The organism is Phytoactinopolyspora mesophila (assembly GCF_010122465.1).
GTDB classification, from domain to species: Bacteria; Actinomycetota; Actinomycetes; order Jiangellales; family Jiangellaceae; genus Phytoactinopolyspora; species Phytoactinopolyspora mesophila.
This window is the reverse complement of the sequence record NZ_WLZY01000010.1, coordinates 74,072-91,798: the sequence shown is the minus strand read 5'-3', so window position 1 is coordinate 91,798 and position 17,727 is coordinate 74,072. Positions and strand designations below refer to the sequence as shown.

General features: G+C 65.7%; 21 protein-coding genes. 8 read left to right on the top strand and 13 right to left on the bottom strand.

All coding sequences use genetic code 11. From position 1 onward, the window contains the following. Positions 1-398 precede the first annotated feature (398 nt). Both F7O44_RS24130 and F7O44_RS24125 read left to right on the top strand, forming a co-directional pair. Positions 399-1,046: a hypothetical protein gene (locus tag F7O44_RS24130; protein WP_162452864.1), complete on the top strand. Its 648-nt coding sequence runs from the start codon at positions 399-401 to the stop codon at positions 1,044-1,046. Between the two features lie 125 nt (positions 1,047-1,171). Further along, complete coding sequence (locus tag F7O44_RS24125) at positions 1,172-1,927, top strand: hypothetical protein (RefSeq protein WP_162452863.1); 756 nt, start codon at positions 1,172-1,174, stop codon at positions 1,925-1,927. Between the two features lie 22 nt (positions 1,928-1,949). Here the strand turns inward: F7O44_RS24125 and F7O44_RS24120 are convergent, their stop codons facing one another. After that, on the bottom strand, positions 1,950-2,294 hold the full coding sequence (locus tag F7O44_RS24120; protein ID WP_162452862.1) for a hypothetical protein: 345 nt from the start codon (positions 2,292-2,294) through the stop codon (positions 1,950-1,952). Positions 2,295-2,551: 257 nt separating this feature from the next. Between F7O44_RS24120 and F7O44_RS24115 the strand changes: the two genes are divergently transcribed. Continuing rightward, entirely contained in the window at positions 2,552-2,824 is a 273-nt protein-coding gene (locus F7O44_RS24115; RefSeq protein ID WP_162452861.1) for a GntR family transcriptional regulator, read from the top strand. A gap of 61 nt (positions 2,825-2,885) precedes the next feature. Here F7O44_RS24115 and F7O44_RS24110 read toward each other — a convergent pair whose 3' ends face one another. Both F7O44_RS24110 and F7O44_RS24105 read right to left on the bottom strand, forming a co-directional pair. Then, positions 2,886-3,281, bottom strand: coding sequence for a hypothetical protein (locus tag F7O44_RS24110; RefSeq protein ID WP_162452860.1), 396 nt, complete (start codon positions 3,279-3,281; stop codon positions 2,886-2,888). Between the two features lie 247 nt (positions 3,282-3,528). Further along, positions 3,529-3,924: a PxKF domain-containing protein gene (locus F7O44_RS24105; protein WP_162452859.1), complete on the bottom strand. Its 396-nt coding sequence runs from the start codon at positions 3,922-3,924 to the stop codon at positions 3,529-3,531. Positions 3,925-4,052: 128 nt separating this feature from the next. Between F7O44_RS24105 and F7O44_RS24100 the strand changes: the two genes are divergently transcribed. Both F7O44_RS24100 and F7O44_RS24095 read left to right on the top strand, forming a co-directional pair. Then, positions 4,053-4,748, top strand: coding sequence for an ABC transporter ATP-binding protein (locus F7O44_RS24100; RefSeq protein ID WP_222851646.1), 696 nt, complete (start codon positions 4,053-4,055; stop codon positions 4,746-4,748). 411 nt (positions 4,749-5,159) lie between these two features. Beyond that, positions 5,160-6,149 (top strand): Gfo/Idh/MocA family protein, encoded by a 990-nt coding sequence (locus F7O44_RS24095; protein WP_162452858.1) that lies wholly within the window; start codon positions 5,160-5,162, stop codon positions 6,147-6,149. Between the two features lie 120 nt (positions 6,150-6,269). On the opposite strand, the gene F7O44_RS24090 is transcribed toward F7O44_RS24095, so the two are convergent. Together F7O44_RS24090 and F7O44_RS24085 are read right to left on the bottom strand one after the other, a co-directional pair. Beyond that, entirely contained in the window at positions 6,270-6,692 is a 423-nt protein-coding gene (locus F7O44_RS24090) for an OsmC family protein (protein WP_162452857.1), read from the bottom strand. Positions 6,693-6,742: 50 nt separating this feature from the next. Then, the gene (locus tag F7O44_RS24085) at positions 6,743-7,753 is read right to left on the bottom strand and encodes a hypothetical protein (RefSeq protein ID WP_162452856.1); all 1,011 of its coding nucleotides are present in this window, start codon (positions 7,751-7,753) and stop codon (positions 6,743-6,745) included. Positions 7,754-7,943: 190 nt separating this feature from the next. Between F7O44_RS24085 and F7O44_RS24080 the strand changes: the two genes are divergently transcribed. Then, positions 7,944-9,470, top strand: a complete 1,527-nt coding sequence (locus F7O44_RS24080; protein WP_162452855.1) for an NAD-dependent succinate-semialdehyde dehydrogenase — start codon at positions 7,944-7,946, stop codon at positions 9,468-9,470. Here F7O44_RS24080 and F7O44_RS24075 read toward each other — a convergent pair. From F7O44_RS24075 to F7O44_RS24065, 3 genes are all read right to left on the bottom strand, one after another. Further along, a complete protein-coding gene (locus F7O44_RS24075) occupies positions 9,451-10,182 on the bottom strand; it encodes a membrane protein insertase YidC (RefSeq protein WP_162452854.1) in 732 nt (243 codons plus the stop codon). The two genes, F7O44_RS24080 and F7O44_RS24075, sit on opposite strands and share 20 nt — an antisense overlap. 158 nt (positions 10,183-10,340) lie before the next feature. After that, a complete protein-coding gene (locus tag F7O44_RS24070) occupies positions 10,341-10,622 on the bottom strand; it encodes a DUF6412 domain-containing protein (RefSeq protein WP_162452853.1) in 282 nt (93 codons plus the stop codon). Positions 10,623-10,702: 80 nt separating this feature from the next. Next, positions 10,703-12,703, bottom strand: a complete 2,001-nt coding sequence (locus F7O44_RS24065; protein ID WP_222851645.1) for a family 10 glycosylhydrolase — start codon at positions 12,701-12,703, stop codon at positions 10,703-10,705. A gap of 249 nt (positions 12,704-12,952) precedes the next feature. On the opposite strand from F7O44_RS24065, the gene F7O44_RS24060 reads away from it, so the two are divergent. Continuing rightward, the gene (locus F7O44_RS24060) at positions 12,953-13,636 is read left to right on the top strand and encodes a helix-turn-helix transcriptional regulator (RefSeq protein WP_162452852.1); all 684 of its coding nucleotides are present in this window, start codon (positions 12,953-12,955) and stop codon (positions 13,634-13,636) included. On the opposite strand, the gene F7O44_RS24055 is transcribed toward F7O44_RS24060, so the two are convergent. From F7O44_RS24055 to thiO, 5 genes are all read right to left on the bottom strand, one after another. Then, the gene (locus F7O44_RS24055) at positions 13,626-14,024 is read right to left on the bottom strand and encodes a VOC family protein (protein ID WP_162452851.1); all 399 of its coding nucleotides are present in this window, start codon (positions 14,022-14,024) and stop codon (positions 13,626-13,628) included. The two genes, F7O44_RS24060 and F7O44_RS24055, sit on opposite strands and share 11 nt — an antisense overlap. Before the next feature lie 103 nt (positions 14,025-14,127). Then, positions 14,128-14,508 carry a hypothetical protein gene (locus F7O44_RS24050; protein ID WP_162452850.1) on the bottom strand — a complete coding sequence of 127 codons (381 nt, stop codon included), beginning with the start codon at positions 14,506-14,508 and terminating at the stop codon, positions 14,128-14,130. 64 nt (positions 14,509-14,572) lie between these two features. Further along, a complete protein-coding gene (locus F7O44_RS24045) occupies positions 14,573-15,382 on the bottom strand; it encodes a thiazole synthase (RefSeq protein ID WP_162452849.1) in 810 nt (269 codons plus the stop codon). 1 nt (position 15,383) lies between these two features. Then, positions 15,384-15,608 carry a sulfur carrier protein ThiS gene (thiS, locus tag F7O44_RS24040; protein WP_162452848.1) on the bottom strand — a complete coding sequence of 75 codons (225 nt, stop codon included), beginning with the start codon at positions 15,606-15,608 and terminating at the stop codon, positions 15,384-15,386. Between the two features lie 46 nt (positions 15,609-15,654). Continuing rightward, the gene (thiO, locus tag F7O44_RS24035; RefSeq protein WP_222851644.1) at positions 15,655-16,881 is read right to left on the bottom strand and encodes a glycine oxidase ThiO; all 1,227 of its coding nucleotides are present in this window, start codon (positions 16,879-16,881) and stop codon (positions 15,655-15,657) included. A 165-nt stretch (positions 16,882-17,046) separates the two neighbouring features. Here thiO and thiE point away from each other — a divergent pair, with 165 nt between their 5' ends. After that, positions 17,047-17,703 (top strand): thiamine phosphate synthase, encoded by a 657-nt coding sequence (gene thiE, locus F7O44_RS24030; protein ID WP_162452847.1) that lies wholly within the window; start codon positions 17,047-17,049, stop codon positions 17,701-17,703. Positions 17,704-17,727: the final 24 nt, after the last annotated feature.

Genomic DNA, 17,727 nt, shown 5'->3' with positions numbered 1-17,727 from the left:
CATCCATGGCCAGGGCGCGCGCCGGGGCCGGTTGCTTGTACGGCGAGTGGGTGCGGCTACCGGATTCGCATTGCTACAGGTGAAGCGGATGGCGTGAGCAGGTGATCGGGTGAGTAAGCGCCGCGGTCCTGAAGGCGTTGTGGGGGCGGGGCCGGTCTCGCCGCGTCGAGTCATTGACGCAAGGCGCACCTTGTGCCGGGCCGCGCCATTTGTCGATAGGTGGGGCCATGGGCGGCGGGCACTAAAGCGTTGCCGAGCGCGCTCAGCCTCCTCGTGGGCGAATGCGCCCTGTGGCAATACGGGGCGAATCACCCGGCCGGCGACAGCCCGATATCCATTTTGTGACGCCTGTGGACAAGCCGATGGCGTCCGCATGCCGCAGCGTTTACTCTCCGTGCATGCATGATCAAGAAGGCGCCGCGGCTGAACCGGGCAACCGCAGGGTGCAGCGCGGTCGAATGGTCCGGTCCGGGTCGGGTATGCCGGTATTCGTCGCTGCCGCGCTGGCCGCCCTGTTGCTTTCGGGGTGTGCAGGGGGCGACGATTCCGCCGCCGCTCCGACCCCGACGTCAACACCCCAGGACACGGCCACCCCCGAGCCGACTCCCACGCCCGAGACAACCGCCGAGCCGACTGTTGATCCCACGGAAGCGCTGGAAGCCGAGATCACCGAGTTTTTCGAGGAATACATCGATCTCGTCAACGAAAGCTGGACCTCAGAAGAGGCGCTGGTGAGAAGTCGAGACTATTTCAGCGAGACATGTATGTCCTGTGCAGCGGTTTATGAATTGGCTGAACGCGTGCATAAGGATGCTCTAACGTACGAAGGTGACTTAGGAACGCTGGATGGCGTCGAGCTCTTGACCGTAAATGGCAATGTCGTGATTTTTGTTGCCACAACCTCTTCTGCCGACGCGAGGTTGCTCAACGAGGATGGCGTTTCCGTTCAGCGCTTTGAGAGTACCCAAGAACTGCAGGTAATCTACCACGCTGTGGATGATGCGCCGAATGGTTGGGTGCTAATTAAGGACGAGGTGCTTCCTTGAATAAGCATCTCTGGGGTGTGCTATTAGTTATAGCGTTTATATTTGCAGCTGCACCGGCCAGCCGGGCGGTGGATTGTGGGACCGATTCTTTCGGGCGCCCCCTGCCCTGTCCTGATGGTGGGGGTGTGGGATACAGGTACGACAGCGCGACACGCACGTTCTACCCGGAGGCTTCGAGCAATGAGGCGACCGAGGTGCATGGAGGCGTGGTGTGGACGGTTCGCTATGTGGTGACGTGCGGGAGGAACCATCCGGATCGGCCGGAGGACGACGTCTTGTGCGTCGATGCGTTGTGCGAGGCCGGCGATTCGATGGGGTATGACACCTTGGTGTTCAGGCGGCAGAGTGTTGAGGACACGTGGGAGCCGTGGCCCGGCCGGGAACGGATCTGCCGGGTGAGTACGGTGGGCGATCCGATTCCGCTGGCGGACTTCGAGGCGGAGATTACGACGATCATCGAGGAGCATTACGAGAATATCGCCCGCCCGGAGATCGATGTCGCCCCGGCGGTGAACGCGGTGGTGAATCTTCCGGTGCTGGCAGCCACCCCTGATCCGGGTGCGGTGGGGTTCGACATCGAGAATCCACTGCCCGGGACGGTGGACGCGGTGCCAAGTTTTGGCTGGCAGTGGAGCAATGGCGAGGCCGGCAGCGGCCCCGGGCGGGGCTACGACGGCACCGATCCGGTGGCCACTCCCGACCACTACCCGGTGCGCGCCGTCTTCACCGTCGCGGGGGAAGGGCGGGTGGAACTCACTGCGACCTGGACCATCACCCTGACCGTGGAGGGGATCCCGCCGATCACCGATATCGAGCCGCTCGTCTACGAAGCATCGGAGGGCTTCACGGTGCGTAGCGCCAGAACGGTGCTGGTGGACTGAACGGCACGGATTGCCGCCCGGGTCAGGACGTGTACGGCGCGCCGGACCAGTTCTTCTTGCTGAGCAGCCACTTGGCTTCGTCAACCGCTTGCTCCGGATCGAGGTCGGTGCCGAGGCTGTGACGTTCGGTGACCTCCTCGGATTCTGGGTCGAGGATGTGCAGGGTCCAGGTTTTGTCTTTCTCCGTGCAGGTGACGACTGGCAAGTTTCGAGGACCGGGCGGCTTCTCACCCGCATCGTCGCCTGCATTCGCCACCTGAACGGCCGGCTGGGTGGTTTCGGAGAAACACCGCAGGCACAGCCACCCGTATTTCGGCCCGCGCCATCTTGTGTGTTCGCCCAGGCAGCCGTAACAGAGATTCTGCATGTATGTGTGCTCCCTACCCGCGCCTCAGGGCGGTGATGCTGATGAACCGGAGTTGCGGAGAGCCGGAAAACGCCGTGGCTAGCAGTGGCCCCTCCCACCATCGCTTCGTGCCCGTAAAGTTCACCCCTGTGCCGCCCGCTGAGTGTTGACGCAAGTGCCCCTGCCGTCGGGTGACGACCATGATCCAAGTATAAGCTTTGCATAAGTCCGCATAGCTCCTATGACGTCTCTTAACGGCCAGACTCTAGAGTGAGCACATGAGTGACGTGCCAGTGTTCGGCCCGGAGCGCCACGAACTGCTCTACGTGGCAATTGCGGACCATCTCGCTGCGCGAATCAAGGGCGGCGAATTCGACTCTGGCTCCCGGCTGGCATCGGAACGGGTCCTTGCCGACGAGTACGGCGTCGCGTACCTGACCGTGCGGCGAGCGATGGTGGAATTGCGAGAGCGCGGCCTGATTCTGACCGTGCACGGCAAAGGAACCTTCGTGGCGCCCGGCCAGGGCTTGGGGTGCGGCAACGACGGCTGACGGAGCGGCGCCCGGCCGGACGCCGATGGGTTTCACGGATGCAGTCTCCACTGCGGCTCCTTCATGAGTTGATGAGCTGGTGCGCGCGCTGGAACGAAATGCCGAGGACGGTGCCGATGTCGCGAAGCGACAGCTGTGCCTCGGCCAGTGCCCGCGCGGCGGCGCGGGACTCCTCCGCCGCGGCTCGATTGGCCCGCGCCGCGTCGGCCCGGAGTTCACGAGCCCGGGCCATGTGTTTCTCGGCGCAAGCCGGCAGGATCGGCCGGACATCGACGCTGATACGAGCCTCCGGCACGCCGAGGAGTGCGGCGATGGCGTATCGCTGATGACGTACGCCCTGCGCCAGCAGCCGAACCTTGGAGCGCACGGACGGGTATTGGTCACACTGGACCATCCAGAACACGCCGTCTCGGGTGGCGGTGCTGGTGAAGGTGTAGGCGGGTGGGTTGTGCTGCACGTCCCTGCCTCCCTGTCAGGTTCCGTCGGCATGCTGCGCCAGGCATGCGATCCTGGCAAAGTAAGCCCGTGTGGAGAGCCGTTCTTAGATCATGTGTTCGAATCATGCCAGGTGGGTCTGACAGCGTTGAGATGATCCGAGAACTGCTCCGGGAGGCTGGATAAGGCTCCAGCTCAGCTGAATTGCCTCTTATTCACCCTGTTGGCGGCCAAGTGCCTGCTTTTGCTCGCATAGGCTCAGGCCACGGTCATTCGAACCGGAAACGTGCTGTGTGGATGCCTCCGTCGTCCGTGGTGAGGGTCAGCTGGCGGCACGAGCCGGACCACGAGCGGTCGGTGAGCCAGACGTATCGATACGTGCCGCTGCCTGTGTCATAAGGGATGCGGTACGTGTGCGGGCTGCGGGCGGGTACCTGTGCGCCGTTCGGGGCGCCCGATGTGCAGACGGCAACGGCGATGGCGACGTGGCGGCCGGTGATGCCACGCCGCTTGAGATCGTGGCGTTCCAGCCGCCTTCGCTCGGGGCATTTCTCCCCGCGGTGATCGCCGACCAACGCTTCGACCTCGAGCACGGACTGGACATCAGCTTCGTCCAGCGCCCACCGGACTCGTACAACACCGAGTTCGATACCGGACAATTCCAAGTAGGCGGCAGTGGTTCGCTGATGAGTGAGGCGGTGCGCCTCACCGAGGGTGTGCGGGCGGGAGCCAGGATGCGGTCATCACGTTCGATGACGTCAGCAAGGTCTTCGTCACCGGCGACGGCACCCGGGTGCAGGCGCTCGACGGGCTGAATCTGGCCGTGTCCCGCGGTGAGATGGTGGCCATCGTCGGGCAGACCGGCTGCGGGAAGTCAACGGCGTTCAACCTCCTTCTCGGACTGTTCGCCGCGTCGTCGGGAACCGTCAGCGTTCAAGGTATGGATCCGCACGGTGACTTCGAAGCTTTGAAGGGCCGGATCGCGGTGGTTTTCCAGGACGGGCGGTTGCTGCCCTGGCGCAATGCGCAGGACAACGTGGCCTTGGGCCTCGAGTATCAAGGCGTTTCCAAATCCGACCGCGCAGCGATCGCCCGCGACTGGCTGGCCCGGCTGGGGCTGGAGGGGCGCGAGAAGGCCTACCCTTACGAGCTGTCGGGGGGCATGCGCCAGCGGGTCGGAATCGCACGCTGCTTCGCACTCAACCCGGACATCATCTTGTGCGACGAGTCGTTCAGCGCCCTCGACGAACTCACGGCCGAACGGCTACGTGGCGAGTTCCTCCGGCTGGTCAAAGATGAGGGCAAGACCGGCGTCTTCATCACCCACTCGATCGAGGAGGCGCTGACCGTCGGCGACCGGGTCGCGGTCTTCCGGGCGCCAGGGCATGTCGCAGCCGAGTTCGAGCGGCCCGAAACGCTGTCCGAGGCGGACCTATCCCGCATGCGCAAATCGGTGCGCGACGTGATGGCCACCCACCCTTCCCCATGATCATGAACACTTCATGACCAATGTGGTCACGAAGTGTTCATGATCATCGGTGAGTTCTTGTCCCGGAACCGACGCCTACCACCAACGCGGCGAAGACGGCCGTCGGCCAGTACCAGCGCCTTGCCGGTGATCTGCTCCCATCCTGCGGTTCCGGTCTCGGTGGCTTGTATTTATGAACCACCGATCTCGTTGTCTGTCATGGCTCCGCCCTGAAGAACGATGACGTCGGGCGAGCCTAGGGGGAGTAGCGGGCCAACGGAAGGGACGAAGGTCCCTCGTTTCCAAAGCGTTTTCTAGTTCCCGCCAAGGCGTGATCGTGATGTGCCATATGTGCGACGGCTAATGGCGGCCGGTGGCGAGCCCTATACGGTGGGTGCGGCAACGGGAGCGTCGTCGTATGGAGGGCCGAAGATGACCGAGCCGGTTCGGTGGGGAGTGCTGGGCGTCGCGGCGATCGCCACCAAGAAGGTGATCCCCGCGATGCAGCAAGCGCAGAACTGTGTGATCCACGGCATCGCGTCCCGAGATGGTGATCGTGCCGCCGAGGCCGCGGCGCAGCTCGGCATCCCTCGTCACTACGGGTCTTACCAGGCACTGCTGGACGATCCCGAGATCGAGGCGGTCTATATCCCGCTGCCCAACAATCTGCACGCGGAGTGGACGCTTCGCGCGGCGGCGGCGGGCAAACACGTCTTGTGTGAGAAACCGCTGGCGATGAGCTCCGAGGAAGCCGTCAAGATGGTCACGGCCTGCGCGGATGCCGGGGTCATGTTGATGGAGGCGTTCATGTATCGCCACCATCCTTCCTGGGTGCGGGCCCGGGAGCTGGTGGCGGAGGGGCGCATCGGTGAGCTCAAAGCCATCCAGGGCATCTTCGCCTACAACAACACCGACCCGGCCAACATCCGCAACGTCGTCGAACTCGGCGGTGGGGCATTGATGGACATCGGGTGCTACCCGATCAACGTGGCACGGATGATGTTCGGCGGTGAGCCGAGCGATGTGCAGGCTGCGATCCATCGTGACCCGGTCTTCCAAACCGACGTCCTGACCTCGGCGGTGTTGACCTTCGGCAGTGGGCAGACGTCGTTCGTGTGCTCTACCCAGCTCGAGCCTGATCAGCGGATACATCTGCTGGGCTCGGAGGGACGGCTACTCGTGGAAGTGCCGTTCAACATCCCACCCGACCAGCCGACCCGGCTCATCCACACCGCGGGCGGGAACCCGCCGATGTCGCCCGGTATCGAGGTCTTCCACGTTCCCGCGGCCGATCAGTACCGCATCCAGGGTGAGTTGTTCGCTACCTCGATCCGCGAGGGTGTGCCGCAGCCGACGCCACCGGAGGACGCGATCGCGAACATGAGGGTGATCGAGCAGGTGTTTGCCGCGGGTGAGCGGTGAGAACTGCCTGGACGGGCATGGCGCGCCGATCGCTGCCGGCTCGGTGGTGAGCTGAGGTGCCGGGGAGTTCCGGGCCGCGCGACCTAGCGCACCATGCCGCCGGTGATGGTGTTGAGCAGGTCATTCACTGCGAGTCTTGACCGGTGATTTCAGCTCGACGGTGCGGCTGACGGTGCACAGGCGATCGTGCGACTTCGCGATCGCGTCCGGTAGCACCTTGCGCGCCTCGTCGCCGCGCTCACCCTCGGGGAACTCGACCTTGAACACGATCTCGAGATTCTCCATCCGGTTGCCGGAGTCGTCTCGGATCTTGTCACCGGTGGCTTCGATCGTGAACGAATCCGGTTCGGAACGTCTGCTGGTCAATGTGTCGACGTCGATCCCCGCGCAGCCGGCAAGTGCGGTGAGCAGCAGCTCGACGGGGGTGAACTCGCTGTCCCGGCCTTCGCCGAAGGTGATCATTCCACCCCGTGTGTTGGTGGCGATGAATTGCTTCTCGGCTATTCGCTGGACGGAAACGGATCTGTGGGTGTCTTCAGCCATGACTACACCCTGCCAGACCGGTCTTCACGCGGTATACACGTGGTGATCGTCTAGGTTGTCTCCGTCATCCGGTGATCATGGTCGCGCTGTTGCCCAGCGGGAACGTCCGGGCGTCCGGGCTGATCTGTCTGATCCGGCCCGGCCGGGTGAGCCGGCTGTCCGCCAGCCGGACGAATATGACCGCCGGCCTGAACCGTGACGAGGTTGGCCGCGGCTGTCAGGCACGCGGTGGCGCCGACGGCGAGAGCCGGCCCGAGGAAGGACAGGATCTCGTATCCATAGCGACCGGTGGCCGGCAACGAACCGGCGTGCCACTGGACCATCAGGACCACGGCTGTCGCGCCCGCCGCCAGGCCGAAGAGCACCAAGACGAGGACACCGACGGCGGTGTTCGCCTTACTCGCAGGTGGGCCCTCTGGGGCGGCTAGGTTCAGCCCTCGGCGCCTGGCGATGGCCGTACCCGCGACGACGAGTCCGGTCCACGTGGTGACGACCAGCAGCGCCATGATTCCCATCGACGGCCGTTGCGCGTACGACACGAGCTGAGCCGCCGTCAGGACGCCGACGAGACCCGCGCACAGCACCGCGACGACGGCACGGTTCGCGGGCCGGGTGGCCATGATGACGGCCACCGCCGCGGATGCGAACAATACGGTCATGAGGTCGACGGAGTCGGTGAACGGGAAGGACGTCAGCGCCTGAGGCTGGAAGAAGTTCGGGCTGAACTGGCCCATGAGCGAGCCCGTGGCACTAGCCCCGACCACGACGGCGACCACTTGCGCCGCGACCAGCCAGTGCCGCCGCGCTATCACGAGCAGCGCGGCAGCCAGGAGCAAGATGAGCGTAGCGAGTATCCGAAGGCTGCCGAGTAGTGTTTCGATCCCTCGTAGATCGTTCTGCTGCAGGAAAGTGATCAGGCCTTCAAAGGCCATCCAGTCCGTCAGCTGACCGTTGTGAGTTCGCAGCGCGAACCACCAGATCGTGAACGTGAGCGCGGCGCCCACCGCCGCGGTGCTGATCCCGACGGAAATGGCAGGGGGCATCGATCCGCGGCCGGGCATCGGATAAGTCTAGTTGCCGGTTTCCGCGATGCCGGGCCGGATGGAGCTTCTAGCGAGGTTCGGCGACGTCGTGAACACGACATCGGTCCCTGGCCGGCAACGGGCGTGCCGGGTGCGACACGTGCGTGCTCGGCGCGGGTGGGTAGCGTGTTAGACGCGACTACCCACTGTGTCCTGCAAGACGAGCGCTATGAGCCACGGTGTGCAGGACGCTGGCACAAAGTCCACGGAGACCAAAGGGGTTGAGACCGTGTCCGACCAAGAACAGGCAGTGCTGAGCCAGGTTCCGACCGGGTTGTTCATCGCGGGTGAATGGCGGGAGGCTCGTTCGGGCGCACGGCTCGACGTCGAAGATCCGGCCACGGGCAAGGTGTTGACCACTGTTGCGGACGCCTCGCCCGAGGACGGTATGGACGCATTGGCCGCGGCGGTAGATGTGCAGCAGTCGTGGGCCGCGACACCGCCCCGTGAACGAGGGGAGGTGCTACGCCGCGCCTATGAAGCGATCATGGACCGAATCGATGATCTGTCCCTGGTGATGACCTTGGAGATGGGGAAGGCGATCGCCGAGTCCCGGGCGGAGATCAACTACGCCGCGGAGTTCTTCCGGTGGTTCTCCGAGGAAGCGGTCCGGATCGCTGGGCGTTACTCGGTTGCTCCCGCGGGTGGCAGCCGGTTGCTGACGATGAAGCAGCCGGTTGGTCCATCGCTGTTCATCACTCCGTGGAACTTCCCGATGGCTATGGGCACCCGCAAGATCGGCCCAGCGGTAGCGGCGGGTTGCACGATGGTGGTCAAACCCGCGGCTGAGACGCCGCTGTCGATGCTGGCGCTGGCGTCCATCCTGGCTGAGGCCGGATTGCCGGCCGGTGTCCTGAACGTGGTTCCGACCAGTTCAGCGGGTCAGGTCTCCGAGCCGCTCATCCGCGACCCGCGGCTGCGCAAGCTCTCGTTCACCGGATCCACGCAGGTGGGACGCAAGCTGATCGAGCAGTCGGCCGAGCAAGTGCTCAAGGTCTCCATGGAGCTTGGCGGCAACGCTCCGTTCCTGGTGTTCGACGACGCCGACCTCGATGCCGCGATCGAGGGCGCGTTCAAGGCCAAGATGCGCAACGTCGGCGAGGCGTGCACGGCGGCCAACCGGTTCCACGTGCACGAGTCGGTCGCCGGGGAATTCGCTTCACGGCTGGCAGCGCGCTTGTCCGAGCTTCGGGTCGGCCGTGGCACCGAGGAGGGCGTCGAGGTGGGGCCCCTGATCAACGCGAAGCAGCGGGACGGGGTCGAGGACCTCGTGGGTGACGCGGTCAGCCGTGGTGCCCGGGTGCTCACAGGCGGATCCCGGACCGGGGAAGCCGGCTACTTCTTCGAGCCGACGGTCCTGGGCGATGTGCCCGCGGAAGCGCGCATCCTGGCCGAGGAGGTCTTCGGGCCAGTGGCTCCCGTCACGACGTTCTCCTCCGATGACGAGGCCGTGTCCATGGCGAACAACACCGAGTACGGCCTGGTCAGCTACGTGTACACGAAGGACCTGGAGCGCGCGATCCGGGTGTGTGAGCGGCTCGAGACAGGCATGATCGGGTTGAACGCCGGCATCGTCTCCAACGTCGCCGCCCCCTTTGGTGGCGTCAAAGCCAGCGGTTTCGGCCGTGAGGGCGGCTTCGAGGGTATCGAGGAGTTCCTGGAGACCAAGTACGTGTCTATGGCCTTGTCGTCTTGACCATCACGGATCCGGTGAGAAACCGGCGGAACAACGCCCGCTCCATGGCCGTCCACGCTGTCGTGGTCAACAGGTAGAGGCCGGCGGCCAGCGGGACGATGCCGGCGATGAGCATCGTCGCGTAAGGCAGGTATCGAACCACGGCACCGCCGGGCATGTCGGGCGATGCCGCTTGCGCCGCGGTGGCGAGGCGGACGCTGGCCCAAGCGACCACGCCGAGAAGAATGATCAGGAGCGCGAAGATCATCATGTCCGGGGTGCCGGCCGCGTCGGCGAACCGGAGACCGAGCGGCACACCGGCCAGAGGTGCCTCGAGTAGGTCGTTTGGCCGCCCGTGGATGTCGTCGGTGAGGAAGAGGCCGTAGACAACCGTGAACACGGGTGCTTTGGCCAGCGTCGGCAGGCAACCCGCGAGCGGCGAGGTGCCTGCGGTGGTGTAGAGCTTCGTGATCTCCTGCTGCAGCTTCTGGCGGTTGTGCTGATACCGCCTTTTCAGGTCACGAACCTGCGGGGCAAGCCGGAGCCGGTGTTGTTCGGCGCGTACCTGCGCGAAGCCGAACGGGGTCAGAATCAGGCGGATGGCGATGGTCAGGACGATGATCGCGCCTGCGGCGCTCCCCGTGCCGAGGAGCGGGGTGAGCAGCGTGATCAGGCCGGTCACGACGGTGTGGAGCGCGCCGATACCGGCGGCGAGAGGAGGAAACGAGTACACGGAACGAGCCTTTCGTCGGCGGAGAGATGGCGACGAGAAGGACCGTGGTGTTGCTGACAGTTGTGCCCGGAAGAGCGCGTCAGAGGATTCTGACTGCCGGTCCGAAGGGCACCGTCGATCGCGCGCCTCGGGAACAGCAGTTCACGAGACGTTCAGCGCTACCCGGCCCAGGCCGGGGTGGACGGTGCTCTGGGCCGGGGACGTCCTGGCGCGTCGGGATCACTCAGAGGGAGATGCGCGACGCGAGCTGATTGCTGGCGTATCGCCGAGGCGACGAAGGTGGTGTCATCCGGCAGCGGAACGGCCCGCTGTACGAGGACCAAGACGCACAACACCGCCGCGGCGGCGATGGTGATGGCCGCGAGGCCGGAGGGATCGGTAAGCGTGCTGACGGTACCGATGAGAACGGCGAGTCCGCCGAGCAAGCTGGGCACCGACATGACCACAGCCTATCCGTACCCGCGCCGGTACGGCCGCAGAGGACTGCGGCCGTACCGGCGGCGGAGTAGCGGCGCTGCCGTCAGAACCGGGTGATCCGTACTGCGTCGGCGACGACGTATCCGCTGGCGGCGCTCCATCTGCTCACACCCACGACGTTCCCGTCACCGGCGGGGAGCCGGAACGTGCCGAGGTCGACCCAGCGGCCTCCGTTGGTGCGCTGATCCACGGTGACTGTCTCGTTTCCGCTGGTGGTGGCGATGAGGTAGGGCGTGGAGCTGTTGTAGTCGGCGTGTGACGGATACCAGACTTCGACCCGGTAGTCGGCCGTCGCCGGGATCTCGGCCCGGAACCAGGCCGGGTCGCTCGCCGACACCGGCTCGGCGAACCGGTAGCTGTCGCCGAATCGCTCGGACGACCACGACGACGATCCCCAGCTCTCGCTCGCGGTGAAGGCGGCCGAGGTGGTGTCGACCGTGGCCGACCACGTGTCGCCGGCGCCGGCCGGTACCACCACGGCGTCGCTTGGTTCGCTCTCGAGGTGATTCCGGCTCAACGCTGTCGCATAGTAGGTGTAGGTCTGGTCTCCGGCCGTCGTATCGGTGAATGTCCCGACCGACCCGTCGGCCCGGGTGGTGCCGACCAGGTTGGACGCATCCGCGAAGTCACATGGATCGGCTGTCGTATCGCCATCCAAGCGGTAGATGGCGTACGAGCTGCCGGCCCCGTCGATCGTCAGCGAGACGCCGTTGCCGGTGCGGGTCGCATCGCTGATGGTGGGCGTGTTGGGTGCGCTGCTGCCCAGGTGCGGCATGGCCGGGGAGATCGCCGGCCGGGAGTAGTGGTCGTTGACGAGGCGATCGATGGCGCCGTGGCGGTTGGCCCGCACGTCGTTGGCGCTGAAGTAGACGTCGCCGAGCACCTCGGAGTGGTTCCGGTTCAGGTTCAGGTGGTCGCTCAAGACCGAAGCACTGTTCCACGGGCCGCCGCTGCCGATCTTGTAGGCGCCTTGCCCGACGTAGAGATGCACGTCAGTGCCGCTGACGACGTCGGACCACCACGGGACCAGCACCGCGTAGTCGGCCGCTGAATGGCCGATCTCCCAATAGATCTGCGGGGTGACGTAGTCGAGCCAGCCTTCGAGTACCCACTTGCGGGAGTCGGCGTAGATGGCGTCGTAGGACTGCAGGCCGCTGGTGTCTGAACCGTTTGAGTCCGTGGAGCTGTTGCGCCAGATGCCGAAGGGGCTGATGCCGAACTTGACGTGTGACTTCGATGCCTTGATCCGGTCACTCATCTGTTCGACGAGCAAGTCGATGTTGTTGCGCCGCCAGTCGTGGATATTGTCGAAGCCTGACCCGTATTGGTCGTACGTGGCCTGGTCGGGGATGTTCTGACCACTGGCCGGATACGGGTAGAAATAGTCGTCGAAGTGGACGCCGTCGATGTCGTATCCGTCGACCGCGTCCATCATCGCGTCGATGACGAACTCACGTACCGTCGGGATGCCCGGGTTGTAGTAGAGCTGGCCGTTGTAGGCGAAGGCCCAGTCCGGGTTCTGCCGCACCGGGTGGCTCGCGGCTAGCTGGTTCCGGTTGGTGTGGGTCGCGACGCGATACGGATTGAACCAGGCGTGGAATTCGATGTCGCGGCTGTGGGCTTCGGCGACCATGAACCCCAACGGGTCGTAGCCAGGGCTGTTGCCCTGGGTGCCGGTCAGCCAATGGGACCAGGGTTCGTGGTCGGACGGCCAGAATGCGTCGGCTGTCGGCCGGATCTGGACGACCACGGCGTTCATATTCCGTTCCTCGGCGAGGTCGAGCCAGGCTCGGAACTCCGACTGTTGTTGAGCGGCGCTCAAGCCGGTGTTGCTCGGCCAGTCGATGTTGTAGACCGACGTGATCCACATGGCCCGGAACTGCTGTTTCGGGGTGGCCGGATCCGGGGTGCATTGCTGTGGAGTGGCTTGTGCGGCCGAGGAGTTGTGGTGGGTGGTGGCGTTCGAGGATGCTGCGGCGCCGACCAGGCCGGTGGTCAGCAGTGTCGTAGCGGTCACGGCAAGAATGGCACGTAACGAGGCCATTGGCGTGCCTCCTCATTTTCGGGGATCGTCAATTTTGGCTCGCCTGTGAAAATGAGTCCTACCGACAGATCTTGTCTTGGCAATGCCCGATGGCATGACTTTTTCCGGTGACTAGCCGAGATGGCGGCAACATCGCTGAGTGATGCGATTGGTCGTGTGCGGTCTACGCAGGACCTACGCCGACGGACGGGGGACCGCCTGGACGCCGCGGCCGGGAGAGTTGTCAGCCGAGGATGTCATGCTCGAGGTATGTACGCCGAACGGCCTTCTCAGGTACCTCACACCGTTGTGTGGACGGGCCGGGCAGACACCCACCGGCAAGAAGTGCGGGTGCTGCCGGACGGTTGTATGGATCTGATCCTGGCCAGGGATGCGCTGTATGTGGCCGGGCCGGACACCACCGCGCATGTCACCACCTGGCTGCCGTGCACTTTTACCGGTCTGCGTTTCGGCAGCGGTGTTGGGCCCAGGGTGATAGGCGCGCGGGCACATGAGCTGCGCGACCAGCTTGTTCCACTTGCTGATCTGTGGTCCGCGGCCGAGGTCAGACACCTCCTCGAACGGGTGCACGACGCGCCTGACCCAGCTGGTGTCCTGGAGTCGCTGGCGGCGGACCGGTTGCGTCAGGCCGAGCCAGCGGACGCCCTCGCCGGATATGCGGTGCGCCTGCTCGAGCAGGGGAGCAGGGTCGACCAGCTGGCGGACGCAGTGGGATTGAGCTCGCGCCAGCTGTATCGGCGCAGCCTCGACGCCTTCGGATACGGGCCCAAGACCTTGGCCCGTATCCTCCGCTTCCATCGCGCGCTGCGCCTCGGCCGGGCTGGTCGTGCACCGGCCGAGGCAGCGGCGCTGAGCGGCTACGCCGACCAGGCGCACCTTTCGCGGGAGGTGAGATCCCTTTCCGGCGTGACGTTCGGTGAGCTCATGGCGTAGCTGGAAGCGGGGCGAAGAGGTCGACGTGGTTGCCGTCCGGGTCGGTCACCGTGGCGTAGCGCTGTCCCCAGAACGCGTCCCATGGAGCACGTTCGCCCTTGTACCCGGCGTTGGTGAGCTCGGCAAAAATTGTGTCGACGCCGTCCGGGTCTTCGCACTCGAAAGCGAGCGCGATCTGGCTCACGCCTGGCTGTTCGTAGTCCGGATCGAACGAACGGATCGTCTCCACCGAATCCCACGCCAGTTTCAGCCCACCGGGCAATGCCACTTCGACATGTGGTTCCGAATCCGCGTCAGCGGGGATGTCGAGCCCGAGCCGGCGGTAGAACGCGAACGACCTACCCATGTCTTCAACAACTAGTTCGATCACGGCGATACGTGGTGTCATGCCGTCAACGTTAGGCACCGCTTCGGCCCTGTGTATTGAATGAATCGGACATCGCAGCCGTGGATTGATTGCCGCCCGGCATGCCAAGGCCCTGTGCTCAGTGTCAGCTGGACCGCGTTGCTTGCTCTGAGCGCCGGAGACGTAGCGCCAGTGCTCCGTCCACGGCAGTCAGGGCCAACATTCCCATCGCACCGTATCGCGCGGTGGAATCACCGCTGGGCTGACGAGACTCGTTGAAGTAATGCCGAGCGATGACGAGATTAAGCGCGGTCCGGGCGGCCACCCATGGCCATCGAGGACGCCCACGGAATAGCCCTGGGGCGAGCACCAGATCGGCCACTCCGATCCCGCGGGCGAATCGGGCATGATCGCCGAGGCCGAGCCAGCGCGCTGTGCGCCGTGGGGCCACCGTCAAGGCGGCGCCCATCGCGAAGGTCACCGACCCGACGACGTCGGTGGCACGGTCCACGTCGAGACGCGTCATGTGATCATCTTGGCGCACGGAGTCCCAGGCTGTTCCCGCGGGTGGCGATTCCGGACGTGTGATGTCAAAGCGCCAGGTCCAGATTGGCGCGGCCGCCCTCTGGCGATGACGCGAGTGCTTCCTCCCTGCGTGGTATCCGGCCGGCCAGGTGTGCGTCCCGGCCTGCTTGGACGGCGAGTCGCATGGCGCGGGCCATCCGCGCCGGATCAGCCGCGCGGGTCACGGCGGTGGCGAGCAGGACCGCGTCGCAGCCGAGTTCCATCGCGAGCGCCGCATCGGAGGCGGTGCCGATCCCCGCGTCGAGGACAACCGGCACCGGTGCGTCCGCCACGATCGCGGCGATGTTGCGCGGATTGAGCACCCCCAGGCCAGTACCGATGGGAGCGCCCAGGGGCATGACCGCGGCACACCCGACGTCGGCGAGTTTGCGTGCCAGGATGGGGTCGTCATTGGTGTAGGGCAGCACGGTGAAGCCGTCGTCGACCAGCGTGCGCGCGGCGGAGACCAGCTCGATCGGGTCCGGGAGCAACGAGGTGTCGTCGGCGATCACCTCGAGCTTCACCCAATCGGTCTCGCATGCTTCGCGACCCAGCTTGGCGGTCAACACTGCTTCGCTGGCCGAGAAACAGCCGGCGGTGTTCGGCAGGGCGCGGATTCCGTTGCGCTGCAGCAGATCCCAGATCGAACCTTCAGCACCGGTCTGGACGCGGCGCAGCGCCACGGTGGTCAGCTGGGTGCCGGACTCGATCAGCGCTGTTTCCAGGCCCAGCAGGCTCGGCGCGCCGCCGGTACCCATGATCAGCCGGGAGGAGAACGTCTCTCCGGCGATGACCAGCGGATCTTCGACGGCTAAGCCAGGCTCGGACATGTTCATATCAGCCTCCCTGGGTGGCGGTGAGGATCTCGATGCGGTCTCCGGTGCGCACCGCTGTGCTCGCCCAGGTGCCGCGTGGCACTACTTCCTGATTGACGGCCACGGCGATGCCTTTACCACTTGGCGCGGCGTCTGTGCCCTGCAGCTTGCGCGCTACGACGTCGTGGAGCGACGTGGGCCCGTCGAAGGCGGCCGGTTCACCATTGATGGTGACTTCGGTACTCATGCGGCGTAGTCCTTTCTCCCTCCCATGATCGTGAACACTTGCCGGGTCACACGGCCGAGTGTTCATGATCATGGGTGTGGGTGAATCGTGATGGGTTCGCGGCGGCGACGGAGTCCGGGAACGTGCCCTCGAGCACGCGGCTGGTCACCGCCCCGGCGGTCAACGGGGCCAGCAGGATCCCGTTGCGGTAGTGCCCTGTCGCCAGGATCAGGCCGTCGACACCGGACTCGCCGATCAGCGGCACATTGTCCGGGCTGCCCGGGCGGGCCCGAGCGGTCAGCTCGGTGATCGGCAGTTCGTCGATGCCCGGCACCAGCGCGCGTGCGTCGCGGAGGAGTGAGAACACGCCCCCGGCGGTGACGACCCGGTCGTCCGGCTGTTCTTCACTGGTCGCGCCGATGATGATCTCGCCGTCGTCTCGTGGAACCAAGTAGACCTGCCGGGCCTGGACGAATCCGCGCACGACCCGCGTCAACCGGAATGCGGGCTCGTTGCTTGAGTCGAGGCGGACGACCTGGCCCTTGACCGGGCGGGTAGCCGGTGCCGGGGGCTCCGGCTGGACCCGGCCAGCGTGCGGGAGGAATCCGGCGGTGGGAATGAGCTGACGACTGTTCCAGCCGGCCGCCAGAACAACAAGACCGCCATGGTGTGCCTGGCCGGAATCGTCAACGACACCGGTGACGGTGCCGGCGTCCGCGTCGTCGTGCTGGTTATCCGTCATCAGCCGGACGACGCGACGATGGACGATGTCAACGCCGCGGGTGCTCAGGGCCGCAAGCAGTCCTTTCTGAACGGCACGCGGGTTCACCTGATGGTCGCCGGGCGCCCAGACCGCGCCGGCGATCCGAGGTCCTAACGACGGCTCCTTGCGGCGGGCCTCGTCGGGGGTGATCGTTTGGGCGTCGAGGCCCCATTGGTGCTGCAGATCCCGCAGCCGGTTGAGTTGCTGGCGGTCTCCGCCGTCGAATGCCACGGTCAGGGTGCCCGTCCGCCGGAGGCCGGGTGACCGGCCCGTCTCCGCCTCCAACTCGGCGGCGAACCCCGGCCACAGGGCAGCGGACCGGACATTCAGGCGCATCAGGTGGTGCTCGCCGAACGTGGTCTCGGTGACCGCCGCCAGCATTCCGGCTGCGGCATACGTGGCGCCACTGCCGGGGGCCGGATCCACGCAGCGGACCCGGAGACCGTGGCACGCCAGCTGCCAAGCTATCGACGCCCCGATGATTCCGCATCCCACGACGAGGACGTCGGCGGCATCGCCCTCGTTCACCACTGAGCGCTCCCTCCGCTGGTATGACCCAGGTCAGGTACGACGGTCGGCCCAGGGGCGATTCCCCTGTTCTGGCCCTCTCAGCCCCATGGGCAGGGCTCCCGTGCACGGTTCCAGACTACGACGCACCCGGTCGATGCAGCTCATGGGCGTGGCACACTCGTCGTCGTGAATTCGAATCCGACCGAGCCCAGGCGCGAGCAGCTCGCGGCCGCCCAGGTGTATCTCTGCACTGACGCCAGGCGAGAGCGGGGTGACCTGGAGAGCTTTCTGCACGCGGTGTTGAGCGGAGGCGTCGACATCATCCAGTTGCGCGACAAGACCCTGGACGTGCGCGACGAACTCGAGTTGCAGCCGCTGGTCTTCGAGATCGCGGCGGAATACGGCGCCCTGGTGGCCGTCAACGACCGAGCCGACGTCGCCCGGCTGACCGGCGCGGCGGTCTTCCACACCGGGCAAGGCGATCTGCCCGTCATGGCTTCTCGTCAGCTTCTGGGCCCGGACGTTGTTCTTGGTCGCTCGACGCATTCGGTCGAGCAGGCCGCAGCCGCGGACGCCGACCGGAACGTGGACTATTTCTGTGTGGGCCCGGTCTGGCCGACCCCCACCAAACAGGGCCGGCCAGCGGTGGGGCTGGACACGGTGCGCGCTGTTGCGCAGACCCAGCCGACGACGCCGTGGTTCGCCATCGGCGGTATCGATCACCAGAACATCGCGCAGGTCGTGGCCGCCGGCGCGCGGCGCGTGGTGGTGGTCCGGGCCATCACCGACGCCGCCGACCCACACGAGGCCTCGCTTCGGCTACGCGAAGCCCTCCCGGCCTGAACAGCACCCACCCCTCCGGTGATC